24 protein-coding genes are annotated in these 24,973 nt (G+C 69.2%); 19 read left to right on the forward strand and 5 right to left on the reverse strand.

The window, feature by feature from the left end; translation table 11 throughout:
• Positions 1 to 34: 34 nt before the first annotated feature.
• Positions 35 to 1,012: an esterase/lipase family protein gene (locus tag QM841_RS13220; RefSeq protein ID WP_283332347.1), complete on the forward strand. Its 978-nt coding sequence runs from the start codon at positions 35 to 37 to the stop codon at positions 1,010 to 1,012.
• A gap of 62 nt (positions 1,013 to 1,074) precedes the next feature.
• On the opposite strand, the gene QM841_RS43400 is transcribed toward QM841_RS13220, so the two are convergent.
• The gene (locus tag QM841_RS43400; RefSeq protein ID WP_375154205.1) at positions 1,075 to 1,314 is read right to left on the reverse strand and encodes a hypothetical protein; all 240 of its coding nucleotides are present in this window, start codon (positions 1,312 to 1,314) and stop codon (positions 1,075 to 1,077) included.
• A gap of 31 nt (positions 1,315 to 1,345) precedes the next feature.
• Here QM841_RS43400 and fmt point away from each other — a divergent pair, with 31 nt between their 5' ends.
• From fmt to QM841_RS13235, 3 genes are all read left to right on the forward strand, one after another.
• Positions 1,346 to 2,269: a methionyl-tRNA formyltransferase gene (gene fmt, locus QM841_RS13225; protein WP_280782165.1), complete on the forward strand. Its 924-nt coding sequence runs from the start codon at positions 1,346 to 1,348 to the stop codon at positions 2,267 to 2,269.
• Entirely contained in the window at positions 2,266 to 3,693 is a 1,428-nt protein-coding gene (locus QM841_RS13230) for an RsmB/NOP family class I SAM-dependent RNA methyltransferase (protein ID WP_283332348.1), read from the forward strand. The genes fmt and QM841_RS13230 overlap by 4 nt, the downstream gene beginning before the upstream one ends.
• A gap of 129 nt (positions 3,694 to 3,822) precedes the next feature.
• Positions 3,823 to 4,680 carry a mycofactocin-coupled SDR family oxidoreductase gene (locus QM841_RS13235; RefSeq protein WP_283332349.1) on the forward strand — a complete coding sequence of 286 codons (858 nt, stop codon included), beginning with the start codon at positions 3,823 to 3,825 and terminating at the stop codon, positions 4,678 to 4,680.
• A 61-nt stretch (positions 4,681 to 4,741) separates the two neighbouring features.
• Here the strand turns inward: QM841_RS13235 and QM841_RS13240 are convergent, their stop codons facing one another.
• The gene (locus tag QM841_RS13240) at positions 4,742 to 5,080 is read right to left on the reverse strand and encodes an MmcQ/YjbR family DNA-binding protein (RefSeq protein WP_120659108.1); all 339 of its coding nucleotides are present in this window, start codon (positions 5,078 to 5,080) and stop codon (positions 4,742 to 4,744) included.
• 58 nt (positions 5,081 to 5,138) lie between these two features.
• Here QM841_RS13240 and rpe point away from each other — a divergent pair, with 58 nt between their 5' ends.
• The 15 genes from rpe (at position 5,139) to ppc (ending at position 21,457) form a co-directional block, all read left to right on the forward strand.
• Positions 5,139 to 5,822 (forward strand): ribulose-phosphate 3-epimerase, encoded by a 684-nt coding sequence (gene rpe / locus QM841_RS13245; protein ID WP_005241758.1) that lies wholly within the window; start codon positions 5,139 to 5,141, stop codon positions 5,820 to 5,822.
• A 29-nt stretch (positions 5,823 to 5,851) separates the two neighbouring features.
• Complete coding sequence (gene ribD, locus QM841_RS13250; protein WP_283332544.1) at positions 5,852 to 6,904, forward strand: bifunctional diaminohydroxyphosphoribosylaminopyrimidine deaminase/5-amino-6-(5-phosphoribosylamino)uracil reductase RibD; 1,053 nt, start codon at positions 5,852 to 5,854, stop codon at positions 6,902 to 6,904.
• Positions 6,905 to 6,915: 11 nt separating this feature from the next.
• Positions 6,916 to 7,524: a riboflavin synthase gene (locus QM841_RS13255; protein ID WP_105418502.1), complete on the forward strand. Its 609-nt coding sequence runs from the start codon at positions 6,916 to 6,918 to the stop codon at positions 7,522 to 7,524.
• 80 nt (positions 7,525 to 7,604) lie between these two features.
• A complete protein-coding gene (locus QM841_RS13260) occupies positions 7,605 to 8,858 on the forward strand; it encodes a bifunctional 3,4-dihydroxy-2-butanone-4-phosphate synthase/GTP cyclohydrolase II (protein ID WP_283332350.1) in 1,254 nt (417 codons plus the stop codon).
• Positions 8,855 to 9,346, forward strand: a complete 492-nt coding sequence (gene ribH / locus QM841_RS13265; protein ID WP_005241766.1) for a 6,7-dimethyl-8-ribityllumazine synthase — start codon at positions 8,855 to 8,857, stop codon at positions 9,344 to 9,346. The genes QM841_RS13260 and ribH overlap by 4 nt, the downstream gene beginning before the upstream one ends.
• A 13-nt stretch (positions 9,347 to 9,359) precedes the next feature.
• On the forward strand, positions 9,360 to 9,812 hold the full coding sequence (locus QM841_RS13270; protein WP_283332351.1) for a PH domain-containing protein: 453 nt from the start codon (positions 9,360 to 9,362) through the stop codon (positions 9,810 to 9,812).
• Between the two features lie 68 nt (positions 9,813 to 9,880).
• Positions 9,881 to 12,088 carry an excinuclease ABC subunit UvrC gene (gene uvrC / locus QM841_RS13275; RefSeq protein WP_283332352.1) on the forward strand — a complete coding sequence of 736 codons (2,208 nt, stop codon included), beginning with the start codon at positions 9,881 to 9,883 and terminating at the stop codon, positions 12,086 to 12,088.
• A 44-nt stretch (positions 12,089 to 12,132) separates the two neighbouring features.
• Positions 12,133 to 12,999, forward strand: coding sequence for an RNase adapter RapZ (gene rapZ / locus QM841_RS13280; RefSeq protein WP_050787545.1), 867 nt, complete (start codon positions 12,133 to 12,135; stop codon positions 12,997 to 12,999).
• Complete coding sequence (locus QM841_RS13285) at positions 12,996 to 14,021, forward strand: gluconeogenesis factor YvcK family protein (RefSeq protein ID WP_283332353.1); 1,026 nt, start codon at positions 12,996 to 12,998, stop codon at positions 14,019 to 14,021. Before rapZ ends, QM841_RS13285 begins: the two co-directional genes overlap by 4 nt.
• Positions 14,012 to 14,995, forward strand: a complete 984-nt coding sequence (gene whiA, locus QM841_RS13290) for a DNA-binding protein WhiA (RefSeq protein WP_005262275.1) — start codon at positions 14,012 to 14,014, stop codon at positions 14,993 to 14,995. The genes QM841_RS13285 and whiA overlap by 10 nt, the downstream gene beginning before the upstream one ends.
• Positions 14,996 to 15,257: 262 nt before the next feature.
• Entirely contained in the window at positions 15,258 to 16,277 is a 1,020-nt protein-coding gene (gap, locus tag QM841_RS13295; protein WP_005241784.1) for a type I glyceraldehyde-3-phosphate dehydrogenase, read from the forward strand.
• Between the two features lie 17 nt (positions 16,278 to 16,294).
• On the forward strand, positions 16,295 to 17,506 hold the full coding sequence (locus QM841_RS13300) for a phosphoglycerate kinase (RefSeq protein WP_280782161.1): 1,212 nt from the start codon (positions 16,295 to 16,297) through the stop codon (positions 17,504 to 17,506).
• A gap of 3 nt (positions 17,507 to 17,509) precedes the next feature.
• On the forward strand, positions 17,510 to 18,295 hold the full coding sequence (gene tpiA / locus QM841_RS13305; protein ID WP_280782160.1) for a triose-phosphate isomerase: 786 nt from the start codon (positions 17,510 to 17,512) through the stop codon (positions 18,293 to 18,295).
• A gap of 125 nt (positions 18,296 to 18,420) precedes the next feature.
• Entirely contained in the window at positions 18,421 to 18,654 is a 234-nt protein-coding gene (gene secG, locus QM841_RS13310) for a preprotein translocase subunit SecG (protein WP_005241788.1), read from the forward strand.
• Positions 18,655 to 18,700: 46 nt separating this feature from the next.
• Complete coding sequence (gene ppc / locus QM841_RS13315) at positions 18,701 to 21,457, forward strand: phosphoenolpyruvate carboxylase (RefSeq protein ID WP_283332354.1); 2,757 nt, start codon at positions 18,701 to 18,703, stop codon at positions 21,455 to 21,457.
• 321 nt (positions 21,458 to 21,778) lie between these two features.
• On the opposite strand, the gene pgl is transcribed toward ppc, so the two are convergent.
• From pgl to zwf, 3 genes are read right to left on the reverse strand one after another with little or no spacing between them, the layout of a single operon-like run.
• Entirely contained in the window at positions 21,779 to 22,522 is a 744-nt protein-coding gene (pgl, locus tag QM841_RS13320; RefSeq protein WP_005564790.1) for a 6-phosphogluconolactonase, read from the reverse strand.
• Positions 22,515 to 23,426, reverse strand: a complete 912-nt coding sequence (gene opcA / locus QM841_RS13325) for a glucose-6-phosphate dehydrogenase assembly protein OpcA (RefSeq protein WP_009480448.1) — start codon at positions 23,424 to 23,426, stop codon at positions 22,515 to 22,517. The genes pgl and opcA overlap by 8 nt, the downstream gene beginning before the upstream one ends.
• Positions 23,427 to 24,971: a glucose-6-phosphate dehydrogenase gene (gene zwf, locus QM841_RS13330; protein WP_054248525.1), complete on the reverse strand. Its 1,545-nt coding sequence runs from the start codon at positions 24,969 to 24,971 to the stop codon at positions 23,427 to 23,429.
• Positions 24,972 to 24,973: the final 2 nt, after the last annotated feature.

Genomic DNA, 24,973 nt, shown 5'->3' on the forward strand with positions numbered 1-24,973 from the left:
TCACAGAAATGTCACTGCGAAGTCGGGAGAGATCATGAGATTTCGGGGTGCCGGTGCGGTCGTCGCGGGTGTCGTCCTGCTGATGTCCGGCGCAGTGTCCACCGCCCATGCGGACGACTCCTCACCGCCCCAACCCGTCGTGCCCGCCACGGCCGGGCTTCCCCAGACCGGCCGTAGTGCCGCCGCCGCGTATGCGCACGAGCACCCGGGCAGCGCACCCGCGGGATCGAACGACTTCTCCTGCACACCTTCCACGGACCACCCCGAGCCGGTGGTGCTCGCACACGGCACCGACGCCAGCGCCTACGCGGACTGGGCCGCCCTGTCGCCGATGCTCGCCGCCGACGGCTACTGCGTGTTCGCGCTCAACTACGGCGGAGCGCCGGGCGCCGATACGTACGGCACCGAGGACATCGTCGCGAGCGCGGAGGAGTTCGGCCGATTCGTCGACCGGGTCCGCAACGCGACCGGCGCCGACAAGGTCGACACGGTCGGGTACTCGCAGGGTGCGAACGTCACGCGGTACTACGTCAACAAGCTCGGCGGCGCCCCGTTCGTCGACCACTGGGTCGGGCTGGCGTCGCCCAGCTACGGGGGAGTGATGTACGGCCTCGTTCCGATCGTCCAGGCGCTTCCCGGCGGACCGGACTTCGCCCGCACGGTGACATCGGTGGCCGTCAGCCAGCAGATGCAGGGCTCGCCGTTCATGAACGCCCTCAACGCGGGCGGTGACACCGTGCCCGGTGTCGCGTACACGACGATCGGGTCTCGGTACGACGAGATGATCCAGCCGTACACGAACATGGCGCTCCACGGCGCCGGGGCCGACAACATCCTGATCCAGGATCGATGCCCCCAGGACGGCACCGGACATTTTCAGGCGCCCTACGATCCGTTCGCGCTCGACCTCGTCCGGGCGGCGCTCGACCCGGACGCGGCTCCGCTGGCTCGTTGCGAGTTCGTCCCGGTCGGTGCGGGTATTCCGCAGGTGATTCTCGACAGCAACAGATAGACCCACACGAATGAGGCGGGGAGCCCGTGTGCTGCACGGCTCCCCGCCTCCGCGTGTGTGCGCTACTCCGCCAGTTTCGTGACCGCCTGCGCCCACAGGAAGTACTTGTTGGTGCCGAGGTCCTTCACGGACTTGATGTCGAATGCGGCCGCGAGGTGTTCGGCGTCGGAATCGCTCACGCCCTGCAGGGCGGCGACGACAGTTCGCCGAGTGTTATGGCCCGGGGTCGACTCCCTAGACTGGTCGGCACATCGTCGATCAAAGGGGAGCTTTCTTCGTGAGTATCGTTTCGGCCCGCGCAGCGGTCCACCGTCCGTCGTGTGGGTCGCCGACGTGCGCATAGTCTTCGCCGGAACCCCCGAGCCCGCTGTTCCCTCGCTCGAACGCCTGATTCGTTCGCCGCGCCACGACGTCGTGGCGGTGATCACCCGCCCGGACGCGGTCGCAGGCCGCGGACGCAAGGTGGTCCGTTCACCGATCGGTGAACTCGCCGACTCCCACGGCATCGAGGTGCTGACTCCCGAGCGGCCCTCGGAGCCGGACTTCCTGGCGCGTCTCGCCGACCTCGCACCCGACTGCGCGCCCGTCGTCGCCTATGGGGCGCTGCTGCCGCAGAAGGTCCTCGACATCCCGGCCCACGGCTGGGTGAACCTGCACTTCTCGCTGTTGCCGGCGTGGCGCGGGGCAGCCCCCGTGCAGGCCGCGATCGGTGCGGGCGACGACATGACCGGCGCGAGTGCGTTCCGGCTCGAGGCGGGGATGGACACCGGGCCGGTCTACGGGGTGGTCACCGAGAGGATCCGTGATACCGATACCGCCGGGGATCTGCTGGGGCGCCTGGCCGACAGCGGTGCGGTCCTCCTGGAGTCGGTTCTCGACGGGATCGAGGACGGCGCGATCACCGCGGTCCCGCAGTCGGCCGACGGGGTGTCGCATGCGCCCAAGGTGAGCGTCGAGGCGGCCCGGATCCGTTGGGACAGAACAGCTGCCGTGGTTGACCGGCACGTCCGCTCGGTGACCCCCGCGCCCGGCGCCTGGACCATGATCGGCGATCTGCGCGTCAAGGTCGGTCCGGTCACTCCGACAGAGGAGCGACTGGAGCCGGGGGAGATCTCGGTGACCAAGGCCGGATTCCTGATCGGCACGTCCACGGTGGCGGTGCGGCTCGACCGCATCCAGCCGCAGGGCAAGAAACAGATGGCCGCCCTGGACTGGGCGCGAGGCGCACGACTCGACGCGGAGGTACGGGCACAGTGAGCGAATCCAGAAGGCCTGCACGTCGCGGCCAGTCCGGCTCGGGGGCCCGCAACAACCGTCCCAGACAGGCCCGCCGGCCCGACGCGTCGCAGTCCGGTCTCGACCAGCCGCGGCTCGCCGCGAGGGACGTGCTGCGCGCCGTCCGGGAACGCGACGCCTACGCCAATCTCGTGCTGCCCGGGCTGCTGCGTGAGCGGCGCCTGGACGGACGTGACGCGGCCCTCGCCACGGAATTGGCCTACGGCGCCGCCCGCGCCCGTGGGCTCCTCGACGCCGTGATCGCCGACTGCGCCGGCAGGCCGATCGCCGAGATCGACGGACCGCTCCTCGACGTCCTCCAGCTGGGCGCCTACCAGCTGCTGCGCACCCGCGTCGCCCCGCACGCCGCCGTCGCCACCTCCGTCGATCTCGTGCGCGCGGAGGCCGGTCCGGGGAAGGCGGGCTTCGTCAACGCCGTGCTGCGCCGGGTGTCGGAGCGGTCCGAAGCGGAATGGGTGGAGCGCCTCGCCCCGGCCGACCCGGTGGGGCGGCTGGCGTTCGAGCACGCGCATCCCACGTGGATCGCGCAGGTGTTCGCCGACGCGCTCGGTGCCGACGCCGGCGAACTCGAGGACGTCCTCATCGCCGACGACGCCCGGCCGGTGGTGCATCTCGTCGCCCGCCCGGGGGAGATCTCGTCGGAGGAACTCGCGCTCGCCACCGGCGGCGAGGTGGGGCGCTACTCGCCGTACGCGGTCTATCTGGACGGCGGCGACCCGGGGCTGCTCGACGCCGTCCGTGAGGGGCTCGCAGGAGTGCAGGACGAGGGCAGTCAGCTCGTCGCCCGGGCGCTGTCGCTGGCACCCTTGGACGGTCCGGACGCGGGCCGCTGGCTCGACCTGTGCGCGGGCCCGGGTGGCAAGGCGGCCCTGCTCGGCGCCCTCGCCGGAATCGAGGACGGACGCCTCGACGCCGTGGAGCCGGTGGAACACCGCGCGGACCTGATCCGCAAGACGACGAAGGAACTCCCGGTCGACGTGCACGTCGCCGACGGGCGGGATCCCGGGCTGGCGGGCGGGTACGACCGCATCCTGGTCGACGCGCCGTGCACCGGACTGGGTGCGTTGCGCCGACGTCCGGAGGCGCGGTGGCGCCGGCAGCCGTCGGACGTGGCGGGTCTCGCGAAACTGCAGCGCGAACTCCTGGCATCGGCCGTCGAGTTGGTTCGTCCCGGCGGCGTGATCCTCTACGCGACGTGTTCGCCGCACCTGTCCGAGACGGTGGCCGTGGTCGCGGACGCGGTGCGCCGCTACGGGCTCACGGCACTCGACACGCGTGAACTCGTTCCCGGTGTGCCGGGTCTGGGAGACGGTCCGGGCGTCCAGCTCTGGCCGCACCGGCACGGCACCGACGCGATGTTCATGGCCGCGTTGCGCAAGCCGTAGGGCGGGGGCGTCCCCACTACCTGGACATCTGCCCGACTCTCGGTAGAACCTGTTCCACTTTTCCGTGAAACGTGTTCTAATTCTTCTCGCGACAGAGACGTACGTCACGAAGCGAGTGGAGGACTTCAGATGAATCGGGTAGCGGGGAAGGTCGTTCTGATCACGGGAGCGGCGCGGGGTCAGGGGCGTAGTCATGCAGTGCATCTCGCCGACGAGGGCGCCGACATCATCGCCTTCGACCTCTGCGAGGACATCGCATCCAACGAATACCCGCTGGCGACCGAGGCCGACCTCGCGGAGACGGGACGGCTGGTCGAGAAGGCGGGGCGCCGGGTCGTCACCGCCAAGGTGGACGTGCGTGACCGCGCGGCCCTGCAACGCGAACTCGACGCCGCCGTCGCGACGCTGGGCCGGCTGGACGTCGTGGTCGCCAACGCCGGGATCGCGCCTCTCGGGAACGACGTGCCCGTCGAGGGATTCGTCGATGCGTTCGACGTCGACTTCGTCGGAGTGATCAACACCATCCACTCGGCCCTTCCGCACCTCGACGCCGGCGCCTCGATCATCGCGACGGGATCGGTGGCCGGGCTGGTCCCGCAGACCGGTCTGAACGGCCAGCAGGCCCTGCAGGGGCCGGGCGGCGACGGCTACGGTCTCGCCAAGAAGATGCTGTGGACGTACATCAACTCGCTCGCGCTCACCCTGGGCCCGAAGTCCATCCGCGTCAACGCGATCCATCCCACGAACTGCAACACGGACATGCTGCAGAGTCCGCCGATGTTCCGCACGTTCCGCCCCGACCTGGAGAACCCGACCGCCGAGGACGCGAAGGTCACGTTCCCGTTCATGCAGGCGATGCCCACCCCGTGGGTCGAGCCCGAGGACATCTCGCACGCGGTGGTGTTCCTGTCCTCCGACGAGTCCCGGTTCGTCACCGGTCAGCAGCTCCGGGTCGACGCGGGGGCGGGTCTCAAGCTCGGCGTCTGACGCCGATCCGATGAGGGTCCGGGCCGGTGTGCGGGCGCCGCCCGGGCCCTCGCCTTTCGCGTCAGGTCTGGTCGAACTGCTTACGCAGCTTCGCCGGTGCCTTGATCCGCCAGGCATCCTGCAGCAGTTCGGTCAGCTGCGGAACGTCGACGTTCTCGAGGTCGACGACGATCGAACCGTGACCGTCGTAGTGCGGAGTGGTATAGAACGGCGCGCCCTGGGCCAGCAGGGCCGCCTTCTCGTCGAGGTCGCACATCACCACCAGGCCCCCGTCCGACTCGGCCCGCAACCGGGCGAGCAGCTTGCCCGCCACCTTCAGGGCCGGGGTGCGATACGACGTGCTCTCCTGCACCTCCGGTAGTGACGCACCGATCGCCACGACGTCCGTCCAGGTCGGCATGAGCCCAGTATGGACCGCGGGACCCGGGCACGGCACGCGTACGACTAAACTGCGGCCCGTGGCAACCCCGATGATCGCACCGTCCATTCTGTCTGCCGATTTCGCGCGTCTCGCCGAGGAGGCGGACGCCGTCGCCGGTGCCGACTGGCTGCACGTCGACGTGATGGACGCACATTTCGTGCCCAACCTGACGCTCGGCCTTCCCGTCGTGCAGAGCCTGCTCGCGGCGACGGACATCCCGCTCGACTGCCATCTCATGATCGACGACCCCGGCCGCTGGGCGCCGCCCTACGCGGAGGCGGGTGCGCACAACGTCACCTTCCACGCGGAGGCGACCGACGACCCCCGGTCCGTGGCCCGGGACATCCGCGCCGCCGGCGCCAAGGCCGGTCTCAGCGTCAAGCCCGGCACGCCGATCGAGCCGTACCTCGAGATCCTGAAGGACTTCGACACGCTCCTCGTCATGAGCGTCGAGCCCGGCTTCGGTGGTCAGTCGTTCATCCCCGAGGTGCTGTCGAAGGCGAAGGCCGTCCGCCGGCTCGTCGACTCGGGTGAACTGAGACTGGTCGTGGAGATCGACGGCGGCATCAACGCTGACACCGTCGAGGCCGCTGCCGAGGCGGGCGTCGACTGCTTCGTCGCCGGGTCCGCCGTCTACGGCACGAGCGATCCCGCGGAGGCCGTGCGCGCCCTGCGCGCCAGCGCCGCCAAGGCGTCACCGCACCTGAGCCTGTCGCGGTAACGGCGCTCCGGCACAACGTGAACTCCCACGTGCGGCACGAGAATTCGGCGGCGGACCTCGACGCCGCGATGCAGATCGCCATCGGCGCCGCCGAGTCGGCGCGCGGATTCACCAGCCCCAATCCGGCGGTCGGCGCGGTGGTCCTCGACGCCGCGGGACGCATCGCCGGTGTCGGGATGACGCAGCCTCCCGGCGGTCCCCACGCAGAGGTCGTCGCACTGCGGGAGGCGGGGGACGCCGCCCGCGGCGGCACCGCCGTCGTCACGCTGGAACCGTGCAACCACCACGGCCGGACCGGGCCGTGTTCGCAGGCGCTCCTCGATGCCGGTGTGGTCGCGGTGCACTACGCGGTGGGTGATCCGAACCCCGAGGCCGCGGGCGGTGCGGAAACCCTCGTCTCGGCGGGTGTCGACGTGACGTCCGGGCTGCGGGCCCAGGACGTCGAACGCGGCCCGCTCCGCGCCTGGCTGCACCGGCAGCGCACCGGACGGCCGCACGTGACCTGGAAGTACGCGGCCACACTGGACGGGCGCAGCGCCGCCGCCGACGGCACCAGCCAGTGGATTACTGGTCCCGAGGCGAGGGAACGCGTCCATGCCGACCGGGCGAAACTGGACGCGATCGTGGTCGGCACCGGGACGGTGCTCGCCGACGACCCGCGGCTGACCGCCCGGATGCCCGACGGATCGCTCGCGGCGCACCAGCCGGTGCGCGTCGTCGTCGGACTCGGCGACATCCCGGCCGACGCCCGGGTCCTCGACGACTCCGCGCCCACCCTGCTGCTGCGCACGCACGACGTGGACGAGGTCCTCGCCGCACTCGCCGAGTACACCGATGTGCTGCTCGAGGGCGGGCCCCGGCTGGCGGGCGCATTCCTCGCCGCGGGCCGCGTCGACCGCATCCAGGCGTACCTCGCCCCGCTGGTCCTCGGCGCCGGCCCGTCCGCGGTCGCGGAGGCGGGAGTGCACACGATCGACGGCGCGCTGCGGTTCCGTCACGAGTCGGTCGAAACAATCGGCCCCGATCTGTTGTTGAGTCTGGTTCCAGCAGTGTCCGAAAACCCTGACAGCCCCCAAACGTAGGAGAAGCCACAGTGTTCACCGGGATCGTCGAAGAGTTGGGTGAGGTCGTCGCCAAGGAGGAACTGGCCGACGCCGCACGGTTCACCGTCCGTGGTCCGGTCGTGACTTCCGACGCGTCACACGGGGATTCGATCGCGGTGAACGGTGTGTGCCTGACCGTCGTCGAGGTGTTGGCCGACGGCTCCTTCACGGCCGACGTCATGCAGGAGACGCTGAACCGGTCGAGCCTGCAGAAGATCGACGTGGGCAGCCGCGTCAACCTCGAGCGGGCCGCCGCCCTGAACAGCCGCCTCGGCGGCCACCTCGTCCAGGGCCACGTGGACGGCACCGGGCACATCATCAGCCGCAGCCCTTCCGAGAACTGGGAGGTCGTGCGCATTGCGCTGCCCGACGCCATCTCCCGGTACGTCGTGGAGAAGGGCTCGATCACGGTCGACGGTGTGTCGCTTACGGTCTCGGCTCTCGGCGGGGAACGCGGCGACGAGTACTTCGAGATCTCGCTCATCCCGACCACGCTGCAACTGACCACGCTCGGGGCGGCGTCCGTCGGGACGCCCGTCAACCTCGAGGTCGACGTGATCGCGAAGTACGTGGAGCGGCTGCAAGCGGCCGGCCGCTGAGTCGTACTGTTGAGGAGCATCCCACGGATGCATCCGTTGTATTCGAAGATGCCTAAGTCAAGACTTTGGAGACCGAGCACGTGACCAGGTTCGACAGTATCGAGCGCGCCGTTGCGGACATCGCCGCAGGCAAGGCAGTCGTCGTCGTCGACGACGAGGACCGCGAGAACGAGGGAGACCTCATCTTCGCCGCGGAGAAGGCCACCCCCGAGTTGGTTGCCTTCATGGTTCGATACACGTCCGGGTATCTCTGTGTGCCGCTCGACGGCGCCGATTGCGACCGCCTCGGCCTGCCGCCGATGTACGCCACCAACCAGGACAAGCACGGCACCGCGTACACCGTGACCGTCGACGCCCGGGAGGGCATCGGCACCGGCATCTCCGCGTCCGACCGCGCCGCCACCATGCGGTTGCTGGCCGACCCGTCCAGCGGCGCCCAGGACTTCACCCGGCCCGGCCACGTGGTGCCGCTGCGCGCCAAGGAGGGCGGCGTGCTGCGCCGTCCCGGCCACACCGAGGCCGCCGTCGACCTCGCCCGGATGGCCGACCTGCGGCCTGCGGGTGTGATCTGCGAGATCGTCAGCCAGAAGGACGAGGGCCACATGGCCCAGACCGACGAGCTTAGGGTCTTCGCCGACGACCACAACCTCGCCCTGATCTCGATCGCCGACCTCATCGCGTGGCGCCGCAAGCACGAGAAGCACGTGGAGCGGGTCGCCTCCGCGCGCATCCCCACCCGGCACGGCGAGTTCACGGCCGTCGGCTACCGGAGCATCTACGACGAGGTCGAGCACGTGGCGCTGGTCCGCGGCGACCTGCCCGGCCCGGACGGCGACGGCAGCGACGTGCTCGTGCGCGTGCACTCCGAATGCCTCACCGGCGACGTGTTCGGTTCGCTGCGCTGCGACTGCGGTCCCCAGCTCGACGCCGCCCTCGACATGGTCGCGCAGGAGGGGCGCGGTGTGGTCCTGTACATGCGCGGGCACGAGGGCCGGGGCATCGGGCTCATGCACAAGCTGCAGGCCTACCAGCTGCAGGACGCGGGTTCGGACACCGTCGACGCCAACCTCGAGCTCGGCCTGCCCGCCGACGCCCGCGACTACGGCATCGGCGCGCAGATCCTCGTGGATCTGGGCATCTCCTCGATGCGGCTGCTCACCAACAACCCGGCCAAGCGGGTCGGCCTCGACGGCTACGGGCTGCAGATCACCGAGCGGGTGTCGATGCCGCTGCGGGCGAACGCCGAGAACCTGACGTACCTGCGCACGAAGCGCGACCGCATGGGCCACGACCTGATCGGGCTCGACGACTTCGAAGCGGGAGAAATGCTGTGAGCGGTGAGGGATTGCCGGAGCTGCAACTCGGTGAGGCGGGCGACCTCCGGCTCGCCATCGTCGCCGGCAGCTGGCACGCCGAGATCTCCGAGGCGCTGATCGCCGGCGCGCAACGGGTGGCGGCCGAGGCGAACGTGAAGAACGTCACCCTGGTCCGGGTCGCCGGTGCCATTGAGCTTCCGGTGGTGGCGCAGGCCCTGGCCCGCACCCACGACGCCGTCGTCGCGCTCGGTGTCGTGATCCGCGGCGGGACGCCGCACTTCGAATACGTCTGCGACGCCGTGACGGCCGGTCTGACCCGGGTCTCGCTGGACGAGAGCACCCCGGTCGGGAACGGTGTGCTCACCACGGACACCGAGCAGCAGGCCGTCGACCGCAGTGGCCTGCCCGGCTCCGTCGAGGACAAGGGCGGTCAGGCGTGTGCGGCCGCGCTGGACACCGCTGTCACGTTGGCGCGACTGCGCCGCGCCGAGGAGTCGTTCGTATGATCCGGATCCATCCATGACCACTCCCGAATCCGAGTGGACACTCGTCGCGACGCCACGCAAGTCGCGTCGATACGCGATCGGTGTGGCGGTCCTTCTCGTCGTCGTGCATGTGACGTTCGCAATCCTGCTGCGCGGAGATTCGACGGGCGTGTACTTCCGGCTCGCCGACCAGCTGGCGTTCGCGGGCATCGGCTGCCTCCTTGCGGCAGCCGTCCTGCTGCTGACCCGGCCCCGGTTGCGGGTCGGGCCCAACGGCATCGCCGTGCGCAACGTGCTCGGGGAGCGCATCGTCGACTGGGACCTGTACGAGGGGCTGTCTTTCCCGGACGGCGCGGCGTGGGCCCGGATCGAGCTGCCCGACGACGAATACCTGGCCGTGATGGCCATCCAGTCGAACGATCGCGAGTACGCCGTGGACGCCGTCGACCGCTTCCGCGCACTCGCGTCGGAGTACGCACCGTCCTGAACCGGGGGTCGGCCCTCCGTGACGTCGCGGATGCGGGGTTGGTCGGTGGCGCCGACTAACGTGGAGGGGTGCCCGATCCTTCGACATATCGCCCCGCGACCGGAACGATTCCGGTCGACCCGGGGGTGTACAAGTTCCGCGATCCGCACGGCCGGGTCATCTATGTCGGGAAGGCGAAGAGTCTTCGATCACGGCTGAATTCCTATTTCGCCGACGTCTCGACGCTGCACCCGCGCACCCGCCAGATGGTGACCACGGCCGGCAGCGTCGAGTGGACCGTGGTGAGCACCGAGGTCGAGGCTCTCCAGCTCGAGTACAACTGGATCAAGGAATTCGATCCCCGGTTCAACGTCCGTTACCGCGACGACAAGACGTACCCGGTTCTCGCGGTCACCCTGAACGAGGAGTATCCCCGGCTGTTCGTCTACCGCGGGCCCAGACGCAAGGGTGTCCGCTACTTCGGTCCCTACTCGCACGCGTGGGCCATCCGCGAAACCCTCGACCTGCTGCTGCGGGTGTTTCCCGCTCGCACCTGCTCGGCCGGGGTGTTCAAGCGTCACAACCAGATCGGCCGTCCCTGCCTGCTCGGCTACATCGACAAGTGCTCCGCGCCGTGCGTCGGACGCGTGTCCGCGGCCGAACACCGCAAGATCGTCGAAGACTTCTGCGACTTCCTGTCGGGACGCACCGACAAGCTGGTCCGGCAGCTCGAGGCCAGGATGCAGGAGGCGTCGGAAGAACTCGACTTCGAAACGGCGGCGCGGTTGCGCGACGACGTCGGCGCGTTGCGGCGCGCGCTCGAGAAGCAGGCCGTCGTGCTCGGTGACGGCACCGACGCCGACGTCGCCGCGTTCGCGACCGACGAGCTCGAGGCCGCGGTGCAGGTGTTCCACGTCCGGGGTGGCCGCGTGCGCGGTCAGCGCGGTTGGGTGGTCGAGAAGGCGGGTGACGTCATCGACTGGGCCAGCGTCGATTCCGAGGCGGGATCGGACCTGCCGCTGCTAGTCGAGCAGTTCCTCACCCAGTTCTACGGTGAGCAGGCGGCGCTGTCGGGCGCGACCGACCAGGAGGCCGGCACCAGCGGCGTGCCGCGGGAGGTCCTGGTGCCCGTGCTGCCGCCCGACGCCGAACAGGTGCAGGAGTGGCTCAGCGGTCTCCGCGGATCCGCGGTCCGCCTCCGCGTGCCGCAGCGCGGCGACAAGAAGGCTCTCGCCGAGACCGTGCAGCGCAACGCGATGGAGGCGCTGCAACAGCACAAGCTGCGCCGCGCCGGCGACTTCACGTCGCGGTCGGCGGCCCTGCAGGGCATCCAGGAGGCCCTCGACCTGGATTCGGCGCCCCTGCGGATCGAATGCGTCGACATCAGCCACGTGCAGGGCACCGACGTGGTGGCCTCCCTCGTCGTCTTCGAGGACGGCCTGCCCCGCAAGTCCGACTACCGCCACTACGCGATCAAGGAGGCGGCGGGCGACGGCCGCTCCGACGACGTCGCCAGCATCGCCGAGGTCACCCGGCGGCGGTTCCTCCGGCACAACCGCGACGTCGGGGTGCTGCGTGCCGAAGCGGCCGGGGCGGACGCCGACCAGGTGTCGGGCGGGGACGCCGACCAGGTGTCGAGCGGGGACGGCGGCGACCTGGCCCCGGAGGCGGCGATTGATCCGCAGACCGGCAGGCCGCGGCGGTTCGCGTACCCACCGAACCTGTTCGTCGTGGACGGCGGAGCCCCGCAGGTGGCCGCGGCCTCGGCGGTCCTCGACGAACTGGGCATCACCGACGTCGCCGTGATCGGGCTGGCCAAACGGCTCGAGGAGGTGTGGGTGCCGGGGGAGGAGGACCCGGTCATTCTCCCGCGCACGAGCGAGTCGCTGTACCTGCTGCAGCGGGTACGCGACGAGGCGCACCGCTTCGCGATCACGTTCCACCGCAGCAAGCGGTCCCGCCGGATGACGGCGTCCGCACTCGACTCGGTCCGCGGGCTCGGCGAGACCCGGCGCAAGGCCCTGGTGACGCACTTCGGTTCCGTCGCCCGCCTCAAGCAGGCCTCCGTCGAGGAGATCACGGCGGTGCCGGGCATCGGAACGGCCACGGCGAAAGCGGTACTCACCGCTCTCGGGGCGGAGGAACCGTCTGCGGACGTCGCGGGAGTGGGGGATGATGAACCAGATCGGAACGGGCCGGGCACGGCAGAACGGAACGGCGCGGACATTCCCCGCGAACCGGTAGCACAGCACGGCCCGGCAGCACAGAGCGCTTCGCAACGGACAGGTGTCGAGTGAACGAGCAGCACGCGCAGAGTGACCGTCCATCCACGGTCCGGCCGATGGACTTCCTTCTCGTCACCGGGCTCTCCGGGGCGGGTCTGCAGACGGCGGCGAAGGTCCTCGAGGACCTCGGGTGGTACGTCGCGGACAATCTTCCCCCGGAACTGATTTCCCGGATGGTGGATCTGAGCCTGGAATCCGATTCGCGGCTCGAGCGGCTCGCCGTCGTCATCGACGTGCGCAGCCGGTTGTTCACCGGCGACCTCGGCTGGGTCCTCACCGAACTGGAGAGCAAACCCGTGCACACGCGGGTGCTGTACCTCGACGCGTCGGACGAGGTCCTGGTGCGCCGTTTCGAACAGGTGCGCCGAAGTCACCCGCTGTCGGGGGGAGGCGCCGAGGGCACCTTGTCGGAGGGCATCGCCGCCGAGCGCGATCAGCTCGCGAAGGTGAAGGCCGCCGCGGATCTGGTGATCGACACGTCGTCCCTGGCGGCGCACCAGTTGCGGCAGAAGATCGAGGACGCGTTCGGCGACGCCGAGAACCGGACCATGCAGGTAACAGTCCAGTCGTTCGGTTTCAAGTACGGTCTTCCGATGGACGCCGATCTCGTCTGCGACGTCCGTTTCCTGCCCAACCCGCACTGGATTCCGGAGTTGCGTCCGCACACCGGGCAGAGCGAGGACGTGCGGGACTACGTGTTGTCGCAGGACGGTGCCGAGGACTATCTGGCCACATATCACCACCTGCTGGATCTGACGATCGCGGGATATCGTCGGGAGGGGAAGCGCTACATGACCATCGCGGTGGGGTGCACCGGAGGGAAACATCGGAGTGTCGCGATGTCGGAGGCCTTGGCGAGCCGACTCGGAAAGGACTCCGGGCTGAACGTGCGTGTCGTCCATCGTGATCTGGGGCGCGAATGAGGCCGGTCCATCAGCCGCCTGCGATCGTCGCGCTCGGCGGGGGCCACGGGCTGTTCGCCACCCTCAGCGCCGCGCGCCGGCTCAGCCGTGACGTCACGGCCGTCGTCACCGTCGCGGACGACGGCGGATCCTCGGGACGGCTGCGCGCCGAACTGGGTGTCATCCCGCCGGGGGACCTGCGGATGGCGCTCGCCGCACTCGCCGCGGACGACCCCGAGGTGCAGGGCTGGACGGACACCATCCAGCACCGCTTCGGTGGAATCGGCGCCCTCGCCGGCCACTCGGTGGGCAATCTCATCCTGGCCGGCCTCACCGAAGTGCTCGGCGACCCCGTCGCGGCGCTGGACGAACTCGCCCGGTTGCTGCGGATCAACGGGCGCGTGCTGCCGATGTCGCCGATCGCCCTGGACATCGAGGCCGACGTGCAGGGCCTCGAGGCGGACCCTCGGGTCAGCCGCTGCATCCGCGGTCAGGTCGCGGTCGCGACCACCCCCGGCAAGGTGCGGCGCGTGCGACTGCTGCCGGCGAATCCGCCCGCCTGCCCGGACGCGGTCCGTGCGATCGACGTCGCCGACATGGTCGTCCTCGGCCCGGGGTCGTGGTTCTCCAGCGTCATCCCGCACGTCCTCGTGCCGGAACTGCTCGACACGCTGATCGCCACCGCCGCGCGGAAGGTGCTGGTGCTCAACCTGGCTCCGGAGCCGGGCGAGACCGCAGGATTCTCCACCGAGCGTCATCTGCACGTACTGTCCCAACACGCGCCCGAACTCACCGTCGACTTCGTCGTGGTCGATTCGGGTTCGGTTCCACCGGGGCGCGAGCGCGAGCACCTCGCCCGCGCCGCCGGACAGTTCCAGGCACGCGTCGTGTACGCCGACGTGTCGGAGCACGGCACCCACACGCACCATGCAGGAAAACTTGCGTCCGTTCTCGAACAGCTCTGGAGCGACCCCGATGCGGGGTCTCGGGGGAGCGAAGTGGCCGAGACACCAGAGGAAAGGGAGAGCGCTTCGTGGCAATGACAGCAGAGGTCAAAGACGAACTCAGTCGTCTCGTCGTCACTCATGTGAGTTGCCGGAAGGCCGAGGTCTCGTCGCTGCTGCGGTTCGCCGGGGGATTGCACATCGTCGGCGGCCGGGTCGTGGTCGAGGCGGAAGTGGATCTGGGGTCCACGGCCCGCCGGTTGCGCCGCGAGATCTTCGACCTGTTCACCTACAGCGCCGACGTCCACGTTCTCAGTGCCGGCGGGCTGCGCAAGTCGTCCCGGTACATCGTGCGGGTCGCGAAGGAGGGCGAGGCCCTCGCCCGCCAGACCGGTCTCCTGGACCTGCGGGGACGCCCCGTGCGCGGGCTTCCAGCACAGGTGGTCGGTGGCAGCGTCGCCGACGCGGAAGCCGCGTGGCGCGGCGCGTTCCTGGCGCACGGTTCGCTGACCGAGCCGGGCCGGTCGTCGGCGCTCGAAGTCAGCTGCCCCGGCCCGGAGGCGGCGCTCGCGCTCGTCGGGGCGGCGCGCAGGCTGGGCATCTCCGCGAAGGCGCGTGAGGTCCGCGGCACCGACCGGGTGGTGATCCGCGACGGCGAGGCCATCGGCGCGCTGCTCACCCGGATGGGTGCCCAGGACACCCGCCTCGTGTGGGAGGAACGCCGCATGCGCCGGGAGGTCCGGGCCACCGCCAACCGGCTCGCCAACTTCGACGACGCCAACCTGCGCCGGTCCGCGCGGGCGGCCGTCGCGGCCGCGGCCCGCGTCGAACGGGCCCTCGACATCCTGGGTGACGAGGTGCCCGACCATCTGGCGGCGGCCGGTCACCTCCGGGTGGAGCACCGGCAGGCGTCCCTCGAGGAACTCGGCCAGCTCGCCGACCCGCCGATGACGAAGGACGCCGTGGCCGGGCGCATTCGGCGGTTGCTGTCGATGGCGGATCGCAAGGCCAAGGAAACCGGCATCCCCGACACCGAGTCGGCCGTCACCGCAGATCTTCTCGACGACGCCTGACCGTCGTCGGCGGTCGCCTCCCACCACCCCCACTCCCGGACGAACGGGACGCTCGTTGCGTCAGATCGGACGAGCGTCCCGTTCGTTCGGGTCGGGGCGGCCCGGAAAGGGTGCCCGGAGGTGACTGCGCGCGCGCGTGCCGCGCGCACTAGGGTTAGAGCCACATCGACCGATGAAACCTCGCGCCGACCACCCGTCGGTGGTGTCGTAGCGGCGCGGGAGCAGAGCTGCACAACCAGAATCATGCGCAAAGGAGCAGATTGTGACTGTCCGGGTAGGCGTAAACGGTTTCGGCCGTATCGGACGTAACTTCTTCAGGGCGGTGGATGCGCAGAAGGCGCTCGGAACCACCGACATCGAGATTGTGGCGGTCAACGACCTCACGGACAACGCTACGCTGGCGCATCTCCTGAAGTACGACTCCATCCTGGGTCGTCTCCCGCACGACGTCTCGCTCGAGGGTGAAGACACCATCGTCGTCGGAAACCAGAAGATCAAGGCACTCGCCATCAAGGAAGGCCCCGCGGCGCTTCCCTGGGGTGACCTGGGCGTCGACGTCGTCGTCGAGTCCACCGGCATCTTCACCGACGCAGCCAAGGCGAAGGGCCACCTCGAGGCCGGCGCCAAGAAGGTCATCATCTCCGCCCCGGCCAAGGGCGAGGACATCACCATCGTGATGGGCGTCAACGACGACAAGTACGACGGCAGCCAGAACATCATCTCCAACGCCTCGTGCACCACCAACTGCCTCGGCCCCATCGCCAAGGTGCTCGACGACGAGTTCGGCATCGTCAAGGGCCTCATGACCACGGTCCACGCCTACACCCAGGACCAGAACCTGCAGGACGGCCCGCACAGCGACCTGCGTCGCGCCCGCGCCGCCGCGCTGAACGTGGTCCCCACCGGCACCGGTGCCGCCAAGGCCATCGGCCTGGTCCTCCCGCAGCTTCTCGGCAAGCTGGACGGCTACGCGCTGCGTGTCCCGATCCCCACGGGCTCGGTCACCGACCTCACCGCGAACCTGAAGAAGTCGGCCAGCGTCGAGGACATCAACGCCGCGATGAAGGCTGCCGCCGAGGGACCGCTCAAGGGCATCCTGAAGTACACGGACGCCCCGATCGTGTCGTCGGACATCGTCACCGACCCGCACAGCTCGATCTTCGACTCCGGCCTCACCAAGGTCATCGACGATCAGGCCAAGATCGTGTCCTGGTACGACAACGAGTGGGGTTACTCCAACCGTCTGGCCGACCTCATCGGTCTCGTCGCCAAGTCTCTCTGAGCGAAGGTTCGGTAACAGTGGCAGTTCAGACTCTCGACGACCTGCTGAGCGCTGGGGTCGAGGGGCGCGCCGTGCTGGTGCGCTCCGACCTCAACGTTCCGCTCGACGGTGACCGGATCACCGATCCCGGACGCATCATCGCTTCCGCGCCGACGCTGAAAGCGTTGGCGGAGGCGGGCGCCAAGGTCATCGTCACCGCCCATCTGGGTCGCCCCAAGGGCGAGCCCGACCCGCAGTACTCCCTCGCACCGGTGGCGGTGAAGCTCGCCGAGGTGCTGGGACGCAACGTCCAGCTCGCCGGCGACGTCGTCGGGCAGGACGCTCTGGCACGTGCCGAGGGGCTCACGGACGGCGACGTTCTCCTGCTGGAGAACATCCGTTTCGATCCGCGGGAGACCAGCAAGGACGAGGCCGAGCGGACGAAGCTCGCCAAGGCCCTGGTCGAACTCGTCGGCGACGACGGCGCGTTCGTGTCCGACGGATTCGGTGTCGTCCACCGCGCGCAGGCGTCGGTGTACGAGGTGGCCAAGCTGCTCCCGCATTACGCGGGCAGGCTCGTCGAATCCGAGATCAAGGTGCTCGGCAAGCTCACCGAGGAGCCCGAGCGGCCGTACGCGGTCGTGCTGGGTGGGTCCAAGGTGTCGGACAAGCTCGCGGTGATCGAGGCGCTGGCCCCCAAGGTCGACACCCTCGTCATCGGTGGCGGCATGTACTACACGTTCCTGGCGGCGCAGGGCGTGTCGGTCGGCAACTCGCTGTGCGAGGAGTCGATGATCGACACATGCAAGGCGCTGCTCGAGCAGTACGCCGACGTGATCCACATCCCGCAGGACGTGGTCATCGCCGATTCGTTCTCGGCGGACGCCGAGTCGAAGATCGTTTCGGTGCTCGAGATCCCGGACGGCTGGATGGGCCTCGACATCGGACCGCAGTCGGTTCGCCGGTTCGCGGCGATCCTGACCAGCGCGAAAACCGTCTTCTGGAACGGCCCGATGGGCGTGTTCGAGTTCGAGAAGTTCGCCGCGGGCACCAAGGGTGTCGCCGAGGCGATCATCGAGGCCACCGGGAAGGGCGCGTACAGCGTCGTCGGTGGCGGTGACTCCGCCGCGGCGGTCCGCCAGCTCGGTCTGCCCGAGGACGGGTTCTCGCACATCTCCACCGGCGGCGGCGCCTCCCTCGAGTACCTCGAGGGCAAGGAACTCCCCGGCATCGCAGTTCTGGAGGGCTGAGGCATGGCACGGAAGCCGCTGATCGCCGGCAACTGGAAGATGAATCTGAACCATCTCGAGGCCATCGCGCTGGTTCAGAAGATCGCCTTCTCGCTCCCGGCGAAGTACTTCGACAAGGTCGACGTGACGGTGATCCCGCCGTTCACCGACATCCGCAGCGTGCAGACCCTCGTCGAGGGCGACAAGCTCCTGCTCACCTACGGTGCGCAGGACGTGTCGGCCCACGATTCGGGTGCGTACACCGGCGAGATCAGCGGCTCCATGCTGGCCAAGCTGGGCTGCACGTTCGTCGTCGTCGGGCACTCGGAGCGCCGGACCCTGCACTGCGAGGACAACGACACCGTGCTGGCCAAGACCAAGGCCGCGCTGAAGAACGGGATCACCCCGATCGTCTGCATCGGTGAGGGCCTCGACGTCCGCGAGGCCGGCGAGCACGTGTCCTACAACGTCGAGCAGTTGCGAGGCTCGCTCGCCGGACTGTCCGCCGAGGACATCGCAAAGGTCGTCATCGCGTACGAGCCGGTGTGGGCCATCGGAACCGGCCGCGTGGCCAGTGCCGCGGACGCGCAGGAAGTCTGCGCCGCGATCCGCGCCACGCTCGGTGACCTGGCCTCGCCGGACGTCGCGTCCGGTGTCCGCGTTCTCTACGGCGGCAGCGTCAACGCCAAGAACGTCGGCGAGATCGTCGGTCAGACGGATGTGGACGGCGCCCTCGTGGGCGGCGCCTCACTGAAGGCCGACGAGTTCGCGACGCTGTCGGCGATCGCCGCGGGCGGACCTCTGCCGTAAGGCGCCTTCGGCGCCCGTGCGCCTTTCCGGTAGCTACAGCTACCGGAAAGGCGCACGGGCGCGGAGCGCCTGTAGGGTGTACGAGGTCGTTGTTGTTCCTACTGGATGGGTGGACGTAGACAGACATGGAACTGTTCCTGGATATCCTGCTGGTGGTCACCAGCTTGCTGCTGATTCTGCTGGTGCTGCTGCACCGCGGTAAGGGCGGCGGTCTGTCCAGCCTGTTCGGCGGCGGCGTCCAGTCGAGCCTGTCCGGTTCCACCGTGGTCGAGAAGAACCTCGACCGCCTCACCGTCTTCACCGGCCTGATCTGGCTGATCGCGATCATCGGAATCGGCCTGGAGATCAAGTTCGGCTGATCGGCTTCATCATGCAGACGGGCCGTCACCGGTCGATACTGGATGAATGATCGAAACCCCACGTGAGGCCACTGAACCACTCCGCGAAGACATTCGGCTCCTGGGCGGCATCCTCGGTCAGATAGTGCGGGAACAGGCCGGGGACAGCGTCTTCGACCTCGTCGAGAAGGCCAGGGTCGAATCGTTCCGGGTTCGTCGTTCCGAGATCGACCGCGCAGATCTGGCGGACATGTTCACCCAGGTGTCCACGAGCGACACCATTCCCGTCATCCGGGCCTTCAGCCACTTCGCCCTGCTGGCCAATCTCGCCGAGGACATCCACCGCGAACGCCGGCGTGCCGTCCACGTCGCCGCCGGTGAACCCGCCCCCGACAGCACCCTGACCGCCACGTTCGCCAAACTCGACGCTGCGCACCTCGACAGCACCGTCGTCGCGGACGCATTGCGCGGGGCGCTCGTGTCGCCGGTCATCACCGCCCATCCCACCGAGACCCGCCGCCGGACGGTGTTCGAAACCCAGTCCCGGATCACGGAACTGATGCGCTACCGCGAGCGCACCGCCCTGACCGAGACCGAGACGGCCGACGTCGACGTCCGGCTGCGGCGGCAGATCCTCACCCTGTGGCAGACCGCACTGATCCGGTTGTCGCGGTTGCGGATCCAGGACGAGATCGAGGTCGGCCTGCGGTACTACGACGCGGCACTGTTCGAGGTCGTCCCGAAGATCAACGCCGAACTGCGCGGCGCCCTGCGATCGCGGTGGCCGGACGCGGATCTGGGCCGGGAACCGATACTGCGCCCCGGCTCGTGGATCGGCGGAGACCGCGACGGCAACCCGTACGTCACCGACGAGGTGGTCCGGCAGGCCACCACCCGTGCCGCGGCCACCGCCCTCGAACACCACCTCGGGGAACTCGAGACGCTCGAGCGCGAACTGTCCATGTCGGCTCGCCTCGTCACCGTCACCCCCGCGCTCGACCTCCTGGCCGCGGCGTCGCAGGACGATTCCCCGTTCCGCGCCGACGAGCCCTACCGGCGTGCGATTCGGGGTATCCGGGGGCGTCTCACGGCCACCGCGCACCGCATTCTGGGTGAGGCACCCGACCACGGGCTCGACCTCGGGCTCGCACCCTACGACACCCCGCGGCAGATGCTCGACGAACTCGACGTCGTCGACGACTCCCTGCGGCGCGGCGGCGACGGCACCATCGCCGACGACGGGCTGGCGAACCTGCGGGACTCGGTGGAGGTGTTCGGTTTCCACCTCTCCGGACTGGACATGCGGCAGAACTCGGACGTCCACGAGACCGTCGTCGCCGAGCTGCTGGCATGGGCGGGCGTGCACGCCGACTACCCGTCGCTGTCCGAGGACGAGCGGGTGGAGTTGCTGTCGGCGGAGCTGTCCACCCGGCGCCCACTGACCACCGCGAACGCGGAGTTCAGTGAGCTGACCGCGAAGGAGCTTGCCATCCTCCAGGCAGGCGCCGACGCGGTCCGGACACTCGGTGCGGGCGCCGTGCCCAACTACATCATCAGCATGTGCAACTCCGTCAGCGACATGCTCGAGGCCGCGGTGCTGCTGAAGGAGGTGGGTCTGCTCGATCCCGGATCGGGGGAGGCGCCGTCCTGTCCGGTGGGCATCGTGCCGCTGTTCGAGACGATCGAGGACCTGCAGCAGGGTGCCGCCACCCTCGAGGCCACCCTGGAGGTGCCGATCTACCGGGCCCTGGTGACGTCGCGCGGCGACTCGCAGGAAGTGATGCTCGGGTACTCCGATTCCAACAAGGACGGCGGCTACCTGGCGGCCAACTGGGCGCTGTACCGCGCGGAGCTGGATCTGGTGGACGCTGCCCGCAAGACGGGAATCCGGTTGCGGCTCTTCCACGGTCGCGGCGGCACCGTGGGTCGCGGCGGCGGACCCAGCTACGAGGCGATCCTCGCGCAACCGCCCGGCGCGGTGGCCGGGTCGCTGCGGATCACCGAACAGGGCGAGGTGATCGCCGCCAAGTACGCGGAACCTCGCCTCGCGCAACGCAACCTGGAAACGCTGCTCGCCGCGACCCTCGAGGCCACCCTGCTCGACGTCGAGGGCCTCGGCGACGACGCCGAACCGGCGTACCGCATCCTCGACGAGCTCGCTGCGCTGGCCCGCCGCGCCTACGGCGAATTGGTGCACGAGACACCCGGATTCGTGGAGTACTTCGAGATGTCGACTCCGGTCGCGGAGATCGGGGCCCTCAACATCGGCAGCCGCCCGGCCTCACGGAAGCAGACCACGTCCATCTCCGACCTCCGGGCGATCCCGTGGGTGCTGTCGTGGAGTCAGTCCCGGGTCATGCTGCCCGGGTGGTACGGCACGGGTGCGGCGTTCGAGGAATGGACGCAGGGCGACCCCGAGCGGGTGGCCACGCTGTCCCGCCTGTACGAGAAGTGGCCGTTCTTCCGGACCGTGCTGTCGAACCTGGCGATGGTGATGTCGAAGTCCGACATGGGTCTCGCCGCCCGCTACGCGGAACTCGTTCCCGACGAGGAACTCCGCCGACGGGTGTTCGGCAAGATCGCCGAGGAACACGAGCGGACCATCCGGATGTACAAGGCGATCACCGGGAACGACACCCTGTTCGCCGACAACCCCGGTCTGGAGAGGTCGGTGCACAACCGGTTCCCGTACCTCGAGCCCCTCAACCACCTGCAGGTGGAACTGCTGCGCCGCTACCGGGCCGGGGACGACAGTGATCAGACGCGCCGCGGCATCCAGCTCACGATGAACGGGCTGGCGACCGCGCTGCGCAACAGCGGGTAGCCGGACGGGTTCCTTCGCCCCGCGAGAACTGCGGGAACTTTCTTGCGGGGCGGGGGAACCGAACCGTCCGTCGCTGCGTCAAAACGGGAAAGAGCACGAACGTTTCCGAGACGAATTGGGGCGACGGATGAGGCGCTGCGCGGGCAACCCTGACCATTGGCGCGGGGGAATCGGACGGCGGGGGACGAGCACGGCAAGCCCCCGTCGTGCCGGTCGGATCGTCACCGAATGCCGGGTCACCCGGTCACCGGTCGAGCGGGACCCTCGGTCGCCCGCCGGGTTACCGGCGGACGACGACGAGGACCCCGTCGGATGAGGGCGTCAGTTCGGCAGCCGGGACGCGGCCGACGTGTCGAGCAGCCACCGGGTCGCGGATAGCCCGCGGGCCCCGGACGCCGGGATCTCGACGGGGGGAGCGCCCGCGATGGCGGCGGCGACGGCCTCGGCCTTCGCGTCACCCGACACGACCAGCCACACCTCGTCGGCGTGCCGGACGGCGGGCAGGGTCAGCGTGACCCGCACCGGCGGCGGCTTGGGGGAGTCCGTCACCGCGACGACGAACCGGTGCTCCTCGCGGACCGCGTCGGTGTCGGGGAACAGCGAATTGACGTGTCCCTCACCGCCCATGCCGAGCAGGTGGACGTCGAAGACCGGGACCTGCTTGCCGCCGGCGTGCGCCCCGAGTACCTGCGCGTACGCGACGGCGGCCGCTTCCGGATCGTTCTCGTAGATGCCGTCCGCGACGGGCATGGTGTGCACCCGGTCGGGATCGACGTCGACGTGGTCGAGCAGCGCGGCCCGCGCCTGCACGTCGTTGCGTTCCGGGTCGCCGGCAGGCAGGAAGCGTTCGTCGCCCCAGAAGATGTCGATCGCACGCCAGTCGATGTCGCCCGGATTCTCCCGGACCTTCTCGAGCAGGCCGATCCCGGTGCCGCCGCCGGTGAGGACCACCGACGCCGTGCCGCGGTCCTTCTGGGCGGCGACGACGGTGTCGACGAACCGCTCCGCGGCCTTCGTCACCAGCGTGTCGGTGTCGGGGTGGACCTCTACGTGGATGTCACTCATACGTCACCTTCGTCAGCCCGGCGAGTGCGGTCTCGTAGACCTCGTCGGGGTCGAGTCTGCGTAGTTCTTCGGCCAGGCACTCGCTCGTTTCCCGCCTGCGGAGCGCGACCCGCGCATCGGGCTTGCCGGTGCGTGACAGCGTCGCCGTGGTACCCGTCTGGGGGCGGCTGATGGTCAACGCACCACCGTCGGCGAAGTTGATCTCCACGAACAACGGGCCGACCCGCCGGGTGACCGGGACGTCGACGCGGCTCGCCAACCACCCCGCGATCATGTCGACGGCGGGTTCGTCCACCAGTCCGGACACCACCGCCGACGTGATCGGCGAGTGCGGCGGCTGGTCGACGGCCGAGGTCAGGAGCGCACGCCAGTAGGTGATGCGACTCCAGGCCAGGTCCGAGTCACCGGACGAGTACGACGCCAGGCGGCTCTTGATCTCCGCGGCTGGATCCGCGCGATCGGTCGCGTCGGTGATCCGCCGGATCGCGAGCTTGCCCACCGGATCCTCGGCGGGAACCTCCGGGGCGGTCTCCGGCCACCACACGACCACGGGAGTGTCGGGGAGGAGGAACGGCACCACCACGCTGCTCTCGTGGTCGGCGAGTTCGCCGAAGAGGCGGAGCACGACGACCTCCGACGCGCCGGCGTCGCCGCCGACGCGGATCTGCGCATCCAGGCGGGGTTCCGCGTCACGGGACCCCCAGGCGACGACGATGACGCGGCACGGATGCTCCCGGCTCGCCTCGTTGGCGGCGTCGATGATGTCCTCCGAGTACTCACTGTCGCGGGTGCACACCACCAGCGTGAGTACTCGTCCCAGGGTCACCGCGCCGCCCGTCTTGCGCAGCTCCACCAGTTTCTTGTTGACCTGTCCGGTGGTGGTCGCGGGAATGTCGGTGATCATCTACGGCCTTCTCCATTCGCGACCGGTGCGGTGCATCATTTCGTCTGCCGACGGCGGGCCCCACGTGCCGGCCTCGTACGGTTCCGGCCTGCCGTCCGCGGCCCAGTGCTCGAGCACGGGGTCGAGGATTTCCCAGGACAGTTCCACCTCGGCGTTCACGGGGAACAGCGAGGGCTCACCGAGGAGCACGTCGAGGATGAGGCGCTCATACGCCTCGGGCGACGACTCCGTGAACGCCTGACCGTAGCTGAAGTCCATGTTGACGTCGCGGACTTCCATGCTCGACCCCGGCACCTTGGACCCGAACCTCATGGTCACACCCTCGTCCGGCTGCACCCGGATGACGAGGGCGTTCTGCCCCAGTTCCTCGGTCATGGTCTGATCGAACGGCAGATGCGGTGCGCGCTTGAAGATCACGGCGATCTCGGTGACCCGACGTCCGAGCCGCTTCCCGGTGCGGAGGTAGAACGGCACCCCCGCCCAGCGGCGGGTGTCGACCTCGAGGGTGATGGCCGCGAACGTCTCCGTGGTCGAGTCCTTCGAGAACCCTTCCTCCTCCAGCAGTCCGACCACCCGGGTACCGCCCTGCCAGCCGCCCGCGTACTGGCCGCGCGCGGTGGTCTCGTCGAGCGGCTGGGCGAGCCTGGTGGCGGAGAGCACCTTGATCTTCTCCGCCTGCAACTCGGACGGTTCGAAGCTGATCGGCTCCTCCATCGCGGTGAACGCGAGGAGTTGCAGCAGGTGATTCTGGATGACGTCGCGTGCCGCCCCGATGCCGTCGTAGTACCCGGCGCGTCCACCGAGACCGATGTCCTCGGCCATGGTGATCTGGACGTGATCCACGTAGTGGGCGTTCCAGATCGGATCGAACAACTGGTTCGCGAAGCGCAACGCCAGGATGTTCTGGACGGTTTCCTTGCCGAGGTAGTGGTCGATCCGGAAGACCGTGTCCTCCGGGAAGACCTCGTTCACGACCGCGTTGAGCTCACGTGCGCTCTCGAGGTCGTGACCGAACGGCTTCTCGATGACCACCCGACGCCACTGGTCGTCGTTCGACTGCGCGAGACCGGCCTCGGACAGCTGCTTCAGGACGACCGGGAACGCGTCCGGCGGAATCGCGAGATAGAACCCGTGATTGCCGCCGGTCCCGCGTTCGCGTTCCAGCGTCCCGAGAGTGTTGGCCAGTTCCTGGAAGGCCGCCGGGTCGTCGAAGGTGCCCTTGACGAAACGCAGGCCCTCCGACAGTCGCTCCCAGACGTCCTCCCGGAACGGGGTGCGGGAATGGTCGCGGACGGCATCGTGGACGATCTTGCCGAAGTCCTCGTCCGACCAATCCCTGCGGGCGAACCCGACGAGAGCGAACCCGGGCGGCAGCAGACCACGATTGGCCAGATCGTAGATGGCGGGCATCAACTTGCGCCGGGCCAGGTCGCCGGTGACACCGAAGATCACCAGCGCACACGGCCCGGCGATGCGTGGTAGGCGCTTGTCCCTACCGTCGCGGAGTGGATTGACCCAATCGTCTGACGCTGCGGGCTCGCTCACGT

Source organism: Rhodococcus sp. IEGM 1307, assembly GCF_030056915.1.
GTDB lineage: Bacteria > Actinomycetota > Actinomycetes > Mycobacteriales > Mycobacteriaceae > Rhodococcus_F > Rhodococcus_F opacus_D.

Bases quoted from the DNA above. Each gene is read 5' to 3' on its own strand.
- QM841_RS13220 (WP_283332347.1), top strand. From the start codon at position 35: ATGAGATTTCGGGGTGCCGGTGCGGTCGTCGCGGGTGTCGTCCTGCTG.
- QM841_RS13235 (WP_283332349.1), top strand. From the start codon at position 3,823: ATGAATCGGGTAGCGGGGAAGGTCGTTCTGATCACGGGAGCGGCGCGG.
- QM841_RS13240 (WP_120659108.1), bottom strand. From the start codon at position 5,080: ATGCCGACCTGGACGGACGTCGTGGCGATCGGTGCGTCACTACCGGAG.
- QM841_RS13270 (WP_283332351.1), top strand. From the start codon at position 9,360: ATGACCACTCCCGAATCCGAGTGGACACTCGTCGCGACGCCACGCAAG.
- rapZ (WP_050787545.1), top strand. From the start codon at position 12,133: ATGGACTTCCTTCTCGTCACCGGGCTCTCCGGGGCGGGTCTGCAGACG.
- QM841_RS13285 (WP_283332353.1), top strand. From the start codon at position 12,996: ATGAGGCCGGTCCATCAGCCGCCTGCGATCGTCGCGCTCGGCGGGGGC.
- tpiA (WP_280782160.1), top strand. From the start codon at position 17,510: ATGGCACGGAAGCCGCTGATCGCCGGCAACTGGAAGATGAATCTGAAC.
- secG (WP_005241788.1), top strand. From the start codon at position 18,421: ATGGAACTGTTCCTGGATATCCTGCTGGTGGTCACCAGCTTGCTGCTG.
- ppc (WP_283332354.1), top strand. From the start codon at position 18,701: ATGATCGAAACCCCACGTGAGGCCACTGAACCACTCCGCGAAGACATT.
- pgl (WP_005564790.1), bottom strand. From the start codon at position 22,522: ATGAGTGACATCCACGTAGAGGTCCACCCCGACACCGACACGCTGGTG.
- opcA (WP_009480448.1), bottom strand. From the start codon at position 23,426: ATGATCACCGACATTCCCGCGACCACCACCGGACAGGTCAACAAGAAA.